Source organism: Virgibacillus sp. 7505 (assembly GCF_002272135.1).
Lineage (GTDB): Bacteria > Bacillota > Bacilli > Bacillales > Amphibacillaceae > Terribacillus.
The window spans coordinates 1-15,675 of the sequence record NZ_NPBF01000027.1 but is presented as its reverse complement, the minus strand read 5'-3'; the positions used below and the strand labels follow the sequence as shown (position 1 = coordinate 15,675).

10 protein-coding genes are annotated in these 15,675 nt (G+C 43.9%); 1 reads left to right on the top strand and 9 read right to left on the bottom strand.

Annotated features, from left to right (window positions below; genetic code table 11):
- Positions 1–150: 150 nt before the first annotated feature.
- Both CHH91_RS12070 and CHH91_RS12065 read right to left on the bottom strand, forming a co-directional pair.
- Positions 151–2,184 (bottom strand): ABC transporter ATP-binding protein, encoded by a 2,034-nt coding sequence (locus CHH91_RS12070; RefSeq protein WP_095223709.1) that lies wholly within the window; start codon positions 2,182–2,184, stop codon positions 151–153.
- Complete coding sequence (locus tag CHH91_RS12065; RefSeq protein WP_095223708.1) at positions 2,181–3,932, bottom strand: ABC transporter ATP-binding protein; 1,752 nt, start codon at positions 3,930–3,932, stop codon at positions 2,181–2,183. The genes CHH91_RS12070 and CHH91_RS12065 overlap by 4 nt, the downstream gene beginning before the upstream one ends.
- A 512-nt stretch (positions 3,933–4,444) precedes the next feature.
- Between CHH91_RS12065 and CHH91_RS12060 the strand changes: the two genes are divergently transcribed.
- On the top strand, positions 4,445–5,011 hold the full coding sequence (locus CHH91_RS12060) for a beta-class carbonic anhydrase (RefSeq protein ID WP_095223707.1): 567 nt from the start codon (positions 4,445–4,447) through the stop codon (positions 5,009–5,011).
- A 7-nt stretch (positions 5,012–5,018) separates the two neighbouring features.
- Here the strand turns inward: CHH91_RS12060 and CHH91_RS12055 are convergent, their stop codons facing one another.
- The 7 genes from CHH91_RS12055 to CHH91_RS12025 all read right to left on the bottom strand — a co-directional run bounded on the left by CHH91_RS12055 (position 5,019) and on the right by CHH91_RS12025 (position 15,482).
- Positions 5,019–6,098, bottom strand: coding sequence for an undecaprenyldiphospho-muramoylpentapeptide beta-N-acetylglucosaminyltransferase (locus tag CHH91_RS12055; protein ID WP_095223845.1), 1,080 nt, complete (start codon positions 6,096–6,098; stop codon positions 5,019–5,021).
- Positions 6,099–6,309: 211 nt separating this feature from the next.
- Complete coding sequence (yhbH, locus tag CHH91_RS12050) at positions 6,310–7,473, bottom strand: sporulation protein YhbH (protein ID WP_095223706.1); 1,164 nt, start codon at positions 7,471–7,473, stop codon at positions 6,310–6,312.
- Between the two features lie 81 nt (positions 7,474–7,554).
- Positions 7,555–8,673, bottom strand: a complete 1,119-nt coding sequence (locus CHH91_RS12045; RefSeq protein WP_095223705.1) for a Ger(x)C family spore germination protein — start codon at positions 8,671–8,673, stop codon at positions 7,555–7,557.
- Positions 8,670–9,779, bottom strand: a complete 1,110-nt coding sequence (locus CHH91_RS12040) for a GerAB/ArcD/ProY family transporter (RefSeq protein ID WP_176465777.1) — start codon at positions 9,777–9,779, stop codon at positions 8,670–8,672. The genes CHH91_RS12045 and CHH91_RS12040 overlap by 4 nt, the downstream gene beginning before the upstream one ends.
- The gene (locus tag CHH91_RS12035) at positions 9,766–11,262 is read right to left on the bottom strand and encodes a spore germination protein (RefSeq protein WP_176465776.1); all 1,497 of its coding nucleotides are present in this window, start codon (positions 11,260–11,262) and stop codon (positions 9,766–9,768) included. The genes CHH91_RS12040 and CHH91_RS12035 overlap by 14 nt, the downstream gene beginning before the upstream one ends.
- A gap of 111 nt (positions 11,263–11,373) precedes the next feature.
- Positions 11,374–12,639, bottom strand: a complete 1,266-nt coding sequence (gene odhB, locus CHH91_RS12030; protein ID WP_095223702.1) for a 2-oxoglutarate dehydrogenase complex dihydrolipoyllysine-residue succinyltransferase — start codon at positions 12,637–12,639, stop codon at positions 11,374–11,376.
- The gene (locus tag CHH91_RS12025; protein ID WP_095223701.1) at positions 12,636–15,482 is read right to left on the bottom strand and encodes a 2-oxoglutarate dehydrogenase E1 component; all 2,847 of its coding nucleotides are present in this window, start codon (positions 15,480–15,482) and stop codon (positions 12,636–12,638) included. The genes odhB and CHH91_RS12025 overlap by 4 nt, the downstream gene beginning before the upstream one ends.
- Between the last annotated feature and the right edge of the window lie 193 nt (positions 15,483–15,675).

The window sequence follows — 15,675 nt, the reverse complement described above, 5'->3', positions numbered from 1 at the left end:
GACATATGGCTTACTCCAATACTTAACCAATATGCCTATCATACAACACCCAGAGTGAAGGGTGCTTCTCAAAATAATTACAAAAAAATTAAATCTCTGCAACAATAACCCCCATAAAAAAGCCGTCCTGTTTAAACAGGACGGCTTTTTTTAACCGGCAGAACGTTTGATGCCGCTCTGCTGCATTAAATACATCTGATAATATTGTCCCTTTTTCTCCAATAGGGACATATGATTGCCTTGTTCCAATATCTTCCCGTGATCCAGGACAAAAATCTGGTCAGCATGCATAATCGTCGAAAGCCGATGCGCAATAACCAATGTCGTTCTGCCCTGTTTGAGTACATCCAAAGCCCGTTGGATAATCGCTTCTGTTTCCGTATCGATATTGGCTGTTGCTTCATCAAGGATTAGGATAGAAGGATTGAAAGCCAAAGCCCTCGCAAAGGAAACCAGCTGGCGCTCTCCCATAGAAAGTGTGGAACCGCCTTCCTTGACCGGTTCATCATACTGTTTTGGAAGTTTGGAGATGAATTGGTCCGCTCCTACTGCTTGCAATGCCTGGATTGCCATTTCCCGAGAAATATCCGGATTATTCATCGTCACATTCGTCAAAATAGTACCGGTGAAAAGGAATGGATCCTGCAGTACAATTCCCATACTGCTGCGAACCTGCTGGCGTGACATTTCTTTTGTATCGACTCCATCGATCGTTATTTTACCCTTTTGGTGATCATAAAACCGGAATAGTAAATTCATGATAGAACTTTTCCCAGAACCAGTATGACCAACAAAGGCTGCTGTCTGGCCGCTTTTCACTTGGAAGCTAAGATTCTTTAAGACATAATCTTTATCATTATATGCAAAGCTGACATGATCGAATTCGATCTCTCCACGGTTTTTCTCCCGTTTAGCCTCCAAATCCACATCTTCACCCGGCTGATCAAGCAGCTGGAATACCCGGGAAGCGGCAACACGGGCCTGCTCTAGAAGCGGCAGCTGGTTCACTGCATCTGTAACCGGATTAAACAAGCGGTTCAAGTAATCTACAAAGGCATACAGTACACCTACGGTAACGATTGAGCCGCCTGTTGCGGCAGCACCGCCGAAATACCAGATGAATGCAACAAAAGCTAAATTACGAAGCACTGTCACTAAGTTATGCGAGGTTAAGGCGCTAAGCTTCATCAGCTTACGCTGATAAGTGAAGTTCCGGGTATTAAGGACTTCGAATTCTGCTTTCGTTTCTTTTTCTCTGTTGAACGCCTGGATGATCGGCATCCCCTGTATCGATTCATTGATACTGCCGTTAATCTCACTTACTGTTTTTCGGACGACTTTATTATATTTAGTACCAAAATACTTATAAACTTTCATCCAAGCCCAGAAAATCGGAATGACGAGCAAACAGATAGCAGCAAGCCGGGCATTCAGGAAGAACATCGCAACGAAAATACCAGCCATATACACGAAACTCGTAACGAAGGTTGCCAGAACCCTTTCATATAGATCACGGATTGCCTCCGTATCGTTTGTGATCCGAGCCACGATTGTACCTGCTGGCCGATCCACATAATAATTGATCGGAACACGCTGCGTATGGGCAAATATATCATTCCGCATCCTGCGGACAATTTTATTGGAAGCCTGCTGGAGCAGGAATGTCTTCCAAAACTGGAATATAGCTGCGATGAATAGAAGTGCTGCATAGACAATCAGAAGTATGATAATCGGCTGGAACTGCGGACTGAAAAATTCGTACAGCTCACCAGCTGATAGTCTCGCAGCTTCTGCTTCTTCAATCCCCACGGGACTTTCAACCGTGATTGTTCCATTCTCATATGATCTGGAACCATCCAAAGGCAAAACCGCATCCGTGAAATAAAAATGCCTGCCAATCTGAAGAATCGTTGCTTCACCGACTGCATCTTCTTTCGTTTGTATTTCATCAGACCGGACATAAGTTTTTCCATCGTAAATTACAGTTTTATCGGTTTCATCTTCTACCTCATACCAAGTAGCTTCAATACCAAGGATATGGTGATCAATGATTCTTGCGGCTATTAAAGGACCCGCCAGCTCCAGTACCACTGCAATCAGCAAACAGACAAGACCGATACTGATCGTTTTTTTATTGCTTAAAGCGTATCGGAACAGTCTTCGTTCCGTGGTGTTTTTCTTCATGAGGAGATAACCTCCTTATCCTCTAGCTGCTGCAAGTAATACTGACTAGCATACCAGCCGTTTAAAGCCAAAAGTTCTTCATGCGTGCCCTGTTCTATGATTTTCCCCGCATCCAGCACAATAATCTGTTCTGCATGCTTAACAGCGGAAAGACGGTGAGCTGCAATGATTGTGGTTTTTTCCTGGCGCTCTGTTTTCAAATGTTCAATAATATTTGCCTCAGTCTTACCATCGACCGCACTCATCGAATCATCAAGGATCAGCACTTCAGGATTTTTTATAAAGGCACGCGCAAGGGCTACGCGCTGCTTCTGGCCTCCAGAAAGCGTTACACCGCTCTCGCCAACCTTTGTATCCAGTCCTTCCGGCAGACTCTGAATATCTGTAAGAAAATGCGCGAGTTCCATTACGCGGAATATCTCTTCATCAGATGCATCATGTTTTCCATACCGGATGTTCTCTCTGATTGTTTTAGAGAAGAGAATTTGTTCCTGCGGCACATAACCGATCCAGCTGCGTGTCTTTTCCAATGTAAACTGATCGATCGGCGTACCTCCCAGAAGCAATCTGCCTTCTCCTGGCGGATATTGCCGAAGCAGCTGCTTGAACAGCGTCGACTTACCGGCACCAGTCTTACCGACAACACCAAGAGTTGTTCCCTGTTTGATTTCAAGGGTGATGTTCTGAAGGCGTTCTGTATCATTCCCTGGATAGCGGAAGCTAACGGAATCGAAAACGATATCCCCTGGCTTTTCCTTATCAGCAGGCTGTGAAGGATCTTTTACATCGGCAGGATAATCCAGTGTCGTATTGACACGGTCCAGGGAAGCATTGCCCCGCTGCAGGACATTGATCAGTTCCCCTACCGCAAACATCGGCCAAATCAGCATGCCTAGATACATATTGAATGACACTAAATTCCCTAGCGTGATCTCATTCCGGAAGACGAGCAAGGCGCCATAGCCGATGCCGATTGTATAGGAAAGTCCAACTAGGATTTTCATTGTCGGCTCGAACAACGCATCGATTTTAGCTACCTTGATATTCTTCTGATAGACATCCTCTGTCATATCCTGGAATCGTTTCTCATCTTGTTTTTCCTGAACGAACGCCCGGGTCACACGAATGCCGCGGATCGACTCCAACACTTCATTATTCAGGTTTCCGAAGGCTTCCTGAGCTTCTGTGAAGCGTTCATTGATCGCTTCCCCGTATTTATGCATCACGATTGCCATGATAGGCATCGGGATAAGAGCGACTAAAGTCAGCTCCCAGCTGATTGAAAATCCCATGATTCCAATGATCATCAGCATGAAGATGCTTGAGTCGACCAAGGTTAGCACCCCGAAACCGCTCGTCATATAAATGGCTCTTAAATCATTTGTACCTTGAGCCATCAGATCACCTACTTTTTTCTTATCAAAAAACGTAGGCGTCATACGGAAGAAATGTCCCATCAGCTTGGAACGCATCAACCGCTCCAGAATTGCGGAACCACTGAAAAGCGTGTAATCCCATACAAAAGAAATGACGTAGTGTAACACGATCAGCAAGAGAAATAAACCGATGACTTGCCAAAGCCTTTCTGTCGTTAATGAGTTATAGTTAATCTCATCGATGGTCTGGCCGATCAGCATCGGCGGAATCAACCCGATCAGACTTGCAATAATAAGAGCGATAATTGCAATCGTATATCGCTTCCAATATTTCAGGAAGAACCAATCCAGCTTTTTCAATACATCAAACATACTTTCCCCAACCTTCTCTCACGAATTTGTCTCAGTCGTTCAGCTAGCCATCATCATTCCAATCTTCTTCCCATGGTCTTGTTTGAACGTTCAGCATAAGCTTTCCTCCTTGTTTTCTTGTTATGATAAAAAGCCGAACAGGAAATCCAGCTTGTATCAACAACTCGTTGAATTTGCGCATAAAAAAAACGCGCACGCCCGCAGACGTACACGTTCTCAGAAGTAAGCAGCAAGCGATATGCGGCAGACTCCGTCCAGATAAAGTTATCCCTGAAAAGATTCCGAACAAAGGAGGAGCTGCCCATTATGAAATTGGCTGATAAAAACTATTTTCCGGTTATTCATTTTGGGCTCCTCCTTTCAATTGTTATTTTATGCATAATAAGTATATACATACCGGTTTAAAAAGGTCAACGATATTTTCAAACAATTTGAGCAATAAGCAATAGATAAACATTTGTCCTTATGTGGTAAACTAAAGAAGATAACTAAAAAAAGGAGTGTCACGATCTATGTTATTAGATGACATCTTGGCTCATAACCAAAAATTCGTAGAAGATAAAGCATATGCACAGTATGAAACGGACAAGTTTCCTTCCAAAAAAGCTGTCATTCTAACTTGTATGGATGCCCGCTTGCTGGAATTGCTGCCTAAAGCAGTCAATTTGAAAAATGGAGATGCAAAAATCATTCAGAATGCTGGTGCAATGCTCGTTGACACTTCTGACAGTGCCATGAAAAGTATCTTAGTAGCAATCCATGCCTTAAAAGGCGAAGAAGTCTTCGTAATCGGCCACAAAGACTGCGGTATGCACCATTTGCATGGCTCTGATATGCTGGAACAGATCGGTAAGCAGGGTGGAGATGTTGAGACATACTTACGTCAATCATCCAGCGAAGATATTGCAAATACATGGTTCGATGGATTTAACAGCGTGGAGGAATCTGTAGAAAGCAGTGCATCCTTGATTGCAAATCATCCATTGCTTCCTAAACAGGTACCAGTACATGCGCTTGTAATCGATCCAGCAACTGGAGAATTGACTGTCATCCGCAACGGATACGAAAAAACCAACTGACATTTTGTCAGTTGGTTTTTTTTGAATGTTCTTTTATGATTTCAATTACACGTTGTTTCGCTTCTTGACTTTCATAATGACTCATATTTCGCAGTATTTCATTTTTATGTTCCTTAAGATCCTGTAAATGCTGAATCAAAGAGGCACTTGTCAAATCTTCTTCTTCCAGTACATCTGCATAGCCTTGTTTTTTAAAGGAGCTTGCATTAAGCAGCTGATCGCCCCGGCTCGCTTTACGAGATAAAGGTACCAAAAGCATGGGCTTACGCAGTGCCAAGAATTCGAATATGGCATTTGAACCAGCACGTGACAAGACAAAATCGGAAGCGGCGAACAAATCATTCAGCCCTTCGTTCACATATTCAAATTGTACGTATCCATCGCGCTTGATTGTATCATCCATTTGATTCTTACCGCAGATGTGTACAATTTGGAATTCTTTCAGTAGCGTATCCAAGCTGGAACGAACGGCTTCATTTATCACTTGGGAACCACCGCTTCCTCCCATTATGAACAGCACTGCTTTATCAGGAGAAAAACCAAGCTGTTCTAAACCAACCCGGCGATTACCCTGAATCAGTTCATCCCGTACAACTGCTCCAACCCATTCTGCTTTCTTGGCAGATACATGTGATACTGTTTCTGCAAATGTCGTCACGATTTTCTTCGCGAATGGCATTGCCAGCTTATTCGCAAGACCTGGTGTGATATCTGATTCATGAATGACTGCCGGAATATGACGCAGCCAAGATGCAAACAAGACAGGAACGGAAACGAATCCACCTTTGGAGAAAATCACATGTGGTTTCACTTTCCCCATGATTCGATACGCCTGCATTGTTCCTTTCATCACTTTAAAAGGATCTTTGAAATTCTCTTTAGACATGTACCTTCTCAGTTTTCCTGTTGAGATACTATGATAGGTCACGCCTTCCATCGGTTCAATGAGGTCACGCTCTATTCCATTCTTTGAACCAATGTAATCGATCTTCCACCCTTCTTGCCTGAATACAGGAATCAAGGCCACGTTCACGATTACATGGCCGGCAGTGCCGCCCCCCGTAAATAGAATCCGTTTTTCCTTCATGTTGTAAATCCTTCCCTTTCCCATTAAAAGCACTTCTCTATTTAATATATCTGTAATTTATTTGTAATGTAAACGAAACATTTAATCGCCTATTCTATCCTAAAGGATATTTTAGAAAAAAGAAAGGGCTTTTTGGCATATGACCAATATATGCTTTTTCGATCTGATTTTTTCCTGAAAACAGAAAAAAACAGCAGTGAAAAACTGCTGTTCAAACGGAAACTTCTGTCTCTTCGTTCGAGAAGAAGCGCTGCATGGCGTAGAAAACATCCGTTTTCTTCCGCAGCACATAATACCGGAATTTCGGATGATCCATCTTACGGAAAATCTGCATAAGCGTGGAATGACGATTATACTGGTTGACTTCTCCGTAGCCGAACATACTTGATTTCTCGATCAGCTGATTGATCAGTCCAACGCAGCGGCTGTTATCAGATGTAAGGTTGTCACCATCTGAAAAATGGAATGGGTAAATATTATAAGCTGATGGCGGATATTTCTCATCTATTAACTGCAAGGCCTTTCTGTAAGCCGAGGAACAGATCGTCCCGCCGCTCTCCCCTTTGGAGAAAAAGGACTCTTCATCGACAACATTCGCCTCTGTATGATGGGCAATGAATTCAATCTCCACTGTTTCGTATTTCGTCCGCAGGAATCTTGTCATCCAAAAGAAGAAGCTTCTTGCCACATACTTTTCCCAATTTCCCATACTGCCGCTCGTATCAAGCATGGCAAGTACCACTGCCTTCGAATCCGGTTTTTCAATCGCGTCCCAGGTTTTGTAGCGTACATCCTCCGGATAAATCGGAGCGAATGCCGCAGTACCGCTTAAAGCATTGCGTTTGAATGCCTCCAGCATCGTACGTTTCTTGTCGATATTACCGACAAGCCCTGTCTTGCGGATGTCATGAAATGCAATATCCGTCACAATCATCTGCTGTTCATCTTTTTGCTCCAAATTCGGCAGCTCCAGCTGACTGTAAAAATTCTCTTCCAATTCCTCAAATGAAACTTCCGCTTCGTAATAGTCCTGACCAGGCTGGTCCCCTGCTTCTCCCTGCCCTTTACCTGGCGCCTTCTGCTGACCGCCGGCACGCCCCAGCACATCTCCTACTTTACTGTCGCCTTTTCCTTGGCCTGCATGTTTATTCTTGTCTTGGCTATAGCGGATCTTGTATTCATCCAATGATCTAATCGGTATCTTGATCAGATCTTTCCCATTAGACATGATAATATTTTCTTCTGTGATCAAATCGGGCAGCTTGTTCTTCAATACTTCCTGGACCTTCTCCTGATGCCGCTTTTGATCATCATATCCTTTTCGATGGAGGGACCAGTCTTCTTCTGACACTGCAAAATGATTGGAATCACTCATTCGCCAGCCTCCTTAAGATAATTAGTCTATCTTATGCGGGAGTGCTGGTATTGATTAAACAAACTATAGAAAAGTGTTAAATTATCTGAAAATTCCGCGTGAACGGATGTTTACAGTCACATGAGGAACAATTTTTATTTCCTTGAAATCCTTTTCCCAATCAAGCTTTTCCCAGTGTGACGGATAATGACCATATATGCTTCGGCCGATTCCGAACACATCGCTATTCGCATCTTGGATTATTTTGATTGTTTCATTTGCTTGGTCAGTTAATGCCTGTTCCAGGTTTTTTTTGACCTCAGGTAAATCTTTCAAAGCAAGATGGTCCTGTGGGTATTCTTGAATCATTACGGTTAAATTCAAAGTTATATCGGTCCTTACTTTGTTCTGCTTATCTGGCTTCGACTTGATTTTACTGGAAAAATCCACAATATTAATGGTCGTATAGTTATCTGGTTTCGGCTTCTTTCCATCAAATATTTTGGTAGTAATGCGAGCTACTTTACCTTTAACCTTCTTCATCAATAAAAAGAGCGTCGTATGTTCGAAAGGAATATCCTTCCCCGTATAACTTGATTTATGGAACAGCGCCAACCCTTCATAAGACACCGTTTTTCCCCCGTCCCCGACTTGTAAGAGCGGTAAGCTGAAGTCTTCCCCCTCTTCATAAAGCTCGGAACCGATCGCTTGCAAACTGGTCTCAAGAGTATTTGTTGTTTCTACTTCCGATTCGACGATACCTTCTATATATTCACTTGGACGCGTCTCGGATTTAGGAACTACTTTCAGCGCTTGTTCTGCATTACCCTTCACTACCACTGGCACCACATCAAGATGCATCCTCGGATCGCGGTAAAAGGCATCCACATATGGATATATGTCTTGTCGGGCAAGCTTATCTCCAAAAAGAACAACATCAAGCTGTGTCGGACTATACGTCGATGATAACCGTCTATCAATGTTCGTTCTTGCTTCCGAGGGAGTATTTCCGGTTGCCGTTAGAAATTGGGTTGATTCCTGTCCCGGTCCTTGTGCGCTATTCTGTACATTCGGTATGAGTATGGTATTCGTATAAACACCATCCTCTGTCAAATCATAGGCAGCAGAAATGCCCATCTTCACTTCCTTGAATTCCCTGGTATCCCAGCAGCCAGACAATATAAGCGTGCAGCTTAGCAGTATCATAGTCAGCTTTTTCATTGTGCTGCCCCCTTTTTCTTATCCTTTCGGCGAAAGAAAGATAGAAGGAATAGTAAAATAGGAATATATATGGTGAAGTATTCTGTAATTAAATCCTGGAAATTAATGATATTTCTGATATGCTTCTCATTTAGTCCTCCCCAGTAGGAAACAGCAAGAACGATGATGGAAGCTGTATATACATTCAGCATCTTCTTCTTCGGCTTCGGTATTTTAGCGAAAGCCCTTTCTGCACCATACAGATACGCTGCAAAAGCTGTCATTGCGAAAACAGTCCACATGGTAAGCACAAAGATATCGATCCTTGTAATAATGACAGAATCCGCAGTTCGAAGCATATAAAGAACAGGCTGTGACAAATGTTCAATCTGATCTGATCCAAAATGTGCAAAAGAAACGATGACTGTATACAGGTAGAATAGGAGCACAAGTAAGTTTGCGCCGATCAATGTCCGCTTTTTTTGTTTTAAATCGCCCTTTGCATAAGGAACAAACAGCAATAACAGTACATAACTGCTAAACGAATAAATCGTGACTCGTATCCCTTCCATATAGCCTGAAAAGGAGGCCTGACCAATCGGCAGCATGTAAATGAACTTTGCATCCACAAAACCGAATAGAAACAATGCGGAAATAATAAACAAAATAACCGCGAAAAAGGTGAATACCTTGGCAATGATAGTTAATCCACCTGAAATAGTATAGAGCGCACTAACGAGAAGGAGCAGATAGAGTACCAGGATCGGTGTTTCCGGTAGCAGCCATTCATTGATCAGTTCCCCGTAAGACGTCAGAAGGTATATCGCAACAACAAGAAAATAAACATAATATCCGAATCCGGCTAGATTGCCTAACGGCTTCCCAAAACTGCTTCTTAAAATATCGAACAAACCTTCACCAGGATAACGGTTGCTGATATGCAACACCATTATTACGAAGACAGTGGAAATCACACCACCGATTAGTAAAGGAATCCAGCCATCCGCCCCAGCTGCTTTATGCAGTACTGTGGACAGATTCAATATATCGACGCCAATTTGACTTTGAATAAAGATATAAGCAAGTTGGGACAAGGTGATTTTCTGCTTCGTATCACTTACTGCCATTTTCATCACTCAGTTCATTGGACTTGTATGGACGCGGTGATCCTAATTGCTCTGGGCGGCGCTTCATTAAAAATTGCGGAACACGTATTACTGTATCTTTTAAATCCCGGAACTGGATAGGTGTAAAGTAGCTGAGTCCCAACGATTCCATCCGGCAAAGATGGATCAGAACCATCAGTAAACCAAAAGCAATCCCGATAAAACCAAGAACAGAGCTCAGGATGATCAGCGGAAATGTCAGTATCCTTAGCGAATCACTCATTTCATTCGATGGCACAACAAAGGAAGCCAGAGAAGTGAGGGCAATGACGATTACCATCAAATTGGATACCAATCCAGCTGTCACAATCGCATCACCGATAACAAGACCACCGACGATACCAATTGTAGAACCGATAGGGGATGGCAGCCTGATACCGGATTCCCGTATCAGTTCGATGACGATTACCATCAGAACTGCTTCTACAATTGGCGGATAAGCAATATCCCGAATAGCACCCAGTACAGGTGAAATAAGTGCTTCCGGAATCACTTCAAAATGAAAGCCTACTACTGCTATATAGAAAGAAGGCAGTGTTATAGCCAGAATAAAACTGAACAAGCGAATTAAACGAATATAAGTTGCTACGAGCCAGCGTGTATTATAATCATCCGGCGATTGATAAAAGGCAAAGAAAGTAACCGGAGCAATTAGACATGTCGGATTGTTAGCAAAAAGAATCGCAATTCTGCCTTCCATCAATTGTGCAACAGTTTTATCGGGTCTTTCCGTACTCAAAAATTGCGGAAAGATACTATACGTGCGATCTTCAATATATTCACTGAAGGCCCCTGCACTCAATAGTGCATCACTGCTGATATTTTTCACCCTTTTTTCCAGTTCCTTCACTACATCTGGATTTACTATGCCCTCCACATAGACCAAGGCAATTTCAGATTCTGTGTAATCGCCAACCGTCTGCTTTTTTATCGTCAGGCTCCTATGCTGAATACGGCGGCGAATGAGATTTATATTCTGCTTGATATCTTCATTGAAACCATCATGCGATCCTTTGATAACCTTTTCGTTCATCGGCTCCATGATAGCCCGGGTCACATTTTGCTGAACATTGAAGAAGTAGCATGTAGCATCCCCTTCTACTAAATAGACAGCTTTACCTTCCAAAAGTGCAGAAACGGCTTTATTGAGATCTTCACTTTCTTCCCGATCTTTAACTCTTTGAATATTCCCATCCATTTCCATTAGCGGTACGAATATATATCGTTGTATTTTATCCGGATCTGTAATGTCATCCAAGTAAACCAACGCTTGTTTATTGCCTGGAAGCAGCCGTACTTTTAGATCAGCCGAATTCTTCATCTCTTCCTGGATATAACGGATGTTCTTCTCTAGTGATACTGTGGATTGATGCGGCGGCATCTTGTCTTCACGTATGACTTTTTCTTGTACTGGCTGGTTCTTCTTCTGTTTGAAAAAACCCATGGCGACGCACCTTTCCAGTTTCATTTTTGTTAGTTTGTGCAGGTGCAGGAAAGATATGTAGAAAAAGAGCACACAAAAAACCGCCCTCATAACGAGGGCGGTTTTTATAGTTTAACCTTCCAAAAGGAGATCGTATGGATCTTCCAGCAATTGCTTGATACGCACAAGGAACTGTACCGCATCTTTTCCATCGACGATACGATGATCGTAAGATAATGCAAGGTACATCATCGGGCGAATCTGGATTGTATCATCCGGCATCGCGATTGGACGTTTTTGGATCGTATGCATTCCCAGGATACCTACTTGCGGTGTGTTCAAGATCGGTGTGGAAACGAGTGATCCGAAAATACCACCGTTTGTGATAGTGAATGAACCTCCGTTCAGTTCATCCAAGCTAAGCTCTTTGTTACGGGCTTTCTTACCTAGTCGGGAGATCTCGCTTTCAATGCCAGCAAAGTCCAGTCGATCTGCATCCCGCACAACTGGAACGACAAGTCCATCATCGGTAGATACAGCGATACCAACATCGTAGAATTTCTTCAAAACGATTTCATTACCCTGGATCTCTGCATTGATATAAGGGAATTCCTTCAATGCCCCGACAACAGCTTTCGTAAAGAAGGACATAAACCCAAGCTTCACATCATGTTTTTCGAGGAATTTATCCTTGCGTTCACTGCGAAGCTGCATAACTGCTGTCATATCGACTTCATTGAAAGTAGTCAGCATTGCCGACGTGTGCTGTGCTTCCACCAGCCTGCTCGCAATCGTTTGACGACGGCGAGTCATTTTTATCCGCTCGACAGGTTTCTCGAATTCTGCCTTTGCAGATTGTTTTTGTTTATCATCTTTTGACTGCTTGGCAGGGTTTTCTTTCGGTTTCGCTGCTTCCTCGACATCTTCCGGACGAACTCTGCCAAATGGATCACGTGCTGAGATCTCATCCAGGCTAATACCTAACTCACGAGCACGTTTACGAGCAGCCGGCGTTGCCAGCGTATTTTTATTGGAGGCAGCCGGTTCAGCCGCTTTGACTTTTGTCTCTTCCTTCTTCTCTTCAGCTGGAGCTTCTGCTACAGCTGCCGCTTCTGCTTTCGTCTCTTCTGCTGCAGATGTGTCTGCCTCACCGCCAGCCTCGCCATTCTCGTCAACTGTAGCAATGATATCGCCTACTTCTACATCATCGCCTGCTTCCTTCAGCAGTTCCTTTACCACACCGCTATATTCCGCGTTGACTTCCACATTTACCTTATCTGTTTCCAATTCGAGAACCGGATCCCCTTTTTCAACATGGTCACCTGGATTTACTAACCACTCGGAAATCGTTCCCTCTGTAATTGATTCTGCCAGCTCTGGTACTTTCAGTTCCTTCATACGCTAACTCCTCCCTTGGACAGCTTTAAGGCTTGATTGATGATCTGCTTCTGTTCTGTTTTGTGTACAGCAGGCTTTCCTACTGCAGGTGATGCACGATCCGGTCGGCCGATATATTCAAGTGTTTGACCTTCTGAAAGAATTGATTCAACTCTTTCGCGGACGAATGTCCAGGCTCCCATATTACGCGGTTCTTCCTGAACCCATCTCACTTCTCTGATAGAAGGGTAGTCTTCAAGAATCTGCTTGATTTTCTGGGAAGGGAATGGATAAAGCTGCTCTACACGGACGATATGAAGCTCTTCAAATGCACCCGCTTCTTTTTCCATCGCTTCTTCCAGATCCACCATCACTTTTCCGCTTCCTAATACAAGTGTTTTAGCTGTTTCAGATGTCGCCTCGTTATTAGGCTGAACACGCAGCGACGAAAAGCTTCCTTCTGTGAATTCTTCCAGGTTACTTGCCAGACGAGCACTTCGCATCAAGCTTTTCGGCGTCATTAGCACAAGAGGTCGAGCCTCTTCTCTTCCCCCCAGTTTCGCTTGTCGACGAAGCAGGTGAAACAGCTGAGCAGAACTTGTCACATTCGCTATAATCAAATTATTCTCTGCTGCAAGCTGAAGGAATCTTTCTACCCGGCCGCTGGAATGCTCCGGTCCTTGTCCTTCGTATCCATGCGGCAGCAGTATAGCCATATTGGACTTTTCGCCCCATTTTGCACGGCCAGCAGCGATAAACTGATCGAATAGGACCTGTCCTGTATTGGCAAAGTCTCCGAATTGCGCTTCCCAAAGAACAAAAGCATTCGGATTGTGTACGCTATAGCCATATTCGAAGCCGATAACGCCTGCCTCTGACAGCGGACTATTATGAAGGGCAAATGATTTTGCTTCATCCAAGCCATGCAGCGGAGAATAGGTTGCGTCTGTTTCGACATCATGCAGCACCGCGTGCCGATGGGCAAATGTGCCCCGTTCTGAATCCTGACCAGTCAGACGTATTGGTGTGCCTTCCTGTAAAATGCTGGCATAAGCCAGAATCTCACCGACAGCCCAGTCTGCTTTCCCCTCTTCCTCGAATGCCTGATGCCGTTTAGAAATAATCTTGATCAACTTCTTGAAGACTTGGAATCCTTCCGGTCTCTTCTGTAGCTGTCTATTAAGGGAGAACAAAGTATCTGCTGGGACACTGGTCTGGATATCAGGCAGATCACATTTCAGAGCTTCCGGTTCTGGTTTCGGCAGCTTTTCCTTCGCATCTTCTTCCTTCATATTCTGGAAGATATCCTTCAGATATTCACCGACTTGCGCACTAAGAGAGTCGTAGCCTTCTTCTCCTGTGATGACTTTCTCTTCTTCCAGTTTCGCAGAGAAGATTTTAGCTACCGTATCATGCGCATCGATATCCTGATAAAGGATCGGCTGTGTGGAACGCGGCTCATCCATCTCGTTATGACCATAACGACGGTAGCCTACAAGATCAATCAGAATACTCTTATGAAAACGCTGGCGGTAACGGAAAGCAAGCAATGCAGCTGCCACGCATGCAAGCGGGTCGTCAGCGTTCACATGAACGATTGGGATTTCAAAACCCTTCGCTAAATCGCTTGCGTATCGGGTTGAACGTCCATCGCGGCGATTTGTTGTGAAGCCAACCTGGTTGTTTGCGATAATATGCACCGAACCAGCAGTCGTATATCCCGGTAAATCCCCTAGGTTAAGCGTTTCAGCTACAACACCTTCCCCAATGAAAGCAGCATCACCATGGATAAGGATACTAAGCGCTTTCGACGGATCCTGATCCGGATACCCTGCTTGTGATGTATTGTCCTGGGCCGCTCTTGTAAATCCTTCTACGATCGGATTGACAAATTCCAAGTGGGAGGGGTTGTTAGCCAATGTAATAGTTGTATGCTTTTCCTGACCTTCATGGTGTTCCGCTACAGCACCGAAATGGTATTTTACATCACCAGTCCAGCCGCCATGCAGGCCTCTAGAACCTTCTGAAGGAAGCAACTCTTTCTCACCTGTGTGATTGAATTCAGAGAAGATAAGATCGAAAGGCTTGCCTAATACATGTGCTAGTACAGATAGCCTTCCTCTATGCGCCATGCCAAGCATCACTTCATCAGTATCAGCGAGACACGCTTCTTTAATGATAGAATCCAGCATCGGAACCATCGCTTCAAGACCTTCGATGGAGAAACGTTTCTGACCGACGAAAGTACGCGCCAGGAAGGATTCGAAGCCTTCCACGTCTGTAAGCCGTTTCAAAATTTCTTTTTTATCGGCTTCAGTCCACCCTGGAATATAGGATGCAGTCTCAATCTGATCCTGAAGCCATTTGCGCTCTTCATGGTTGCCGACATGATCATACTCGAAGGAAGTGGTGCCTGCATATCTTTCCTTCAGTAGCTGAACGGCTTCCAAAGCCGTATGTACATCATTCGGAGCCTCTTCCCAGACAAAGCTTGCCGGTATATCCCGTAAATCAGATTCAGTTAGCTGAAAATCCTCCATCTTGGTCAGTACCGCAGTTTCCGTATGCTCTCCGCCTACTGGGTAGATATCTGCTTCCAGATGCCCATAGCGGCGAATTGCTTCTACAAGCTGAATTGCCGCAGTGATTTTCTTTATGGATGCTTCGGACATTCCTGTTGATGGCGTGTCTTCCCCTTGACGCCGCATCACCCTCGGCTCTCCATACGTATCGAATAGTTCCTTCAATGATGCTTCCACTGATTCCGGATCTTGCCTATAATTGTCGTATTGCTCCTCCACATAACCCATATTCGGTCCATGGAAGTTCTCCCAGAATCTTTCGCTAGATTCCTTTTGTCCCACGACTGTTCCCCCCAATAGAAGTAACTTTTTTTAAAATAGCAAAGGCTTTGAAATTGGAAATTTTTTTAAGTGGCTTGTTGCGATTTCACACTCCCAATATACCGTAACAAAACAAAACTTACAACTAAAACAAGAAATTTTTTAAAACGCTTTCTTCATTGATATATAAGGGTTTATATTAATACCTTTCATA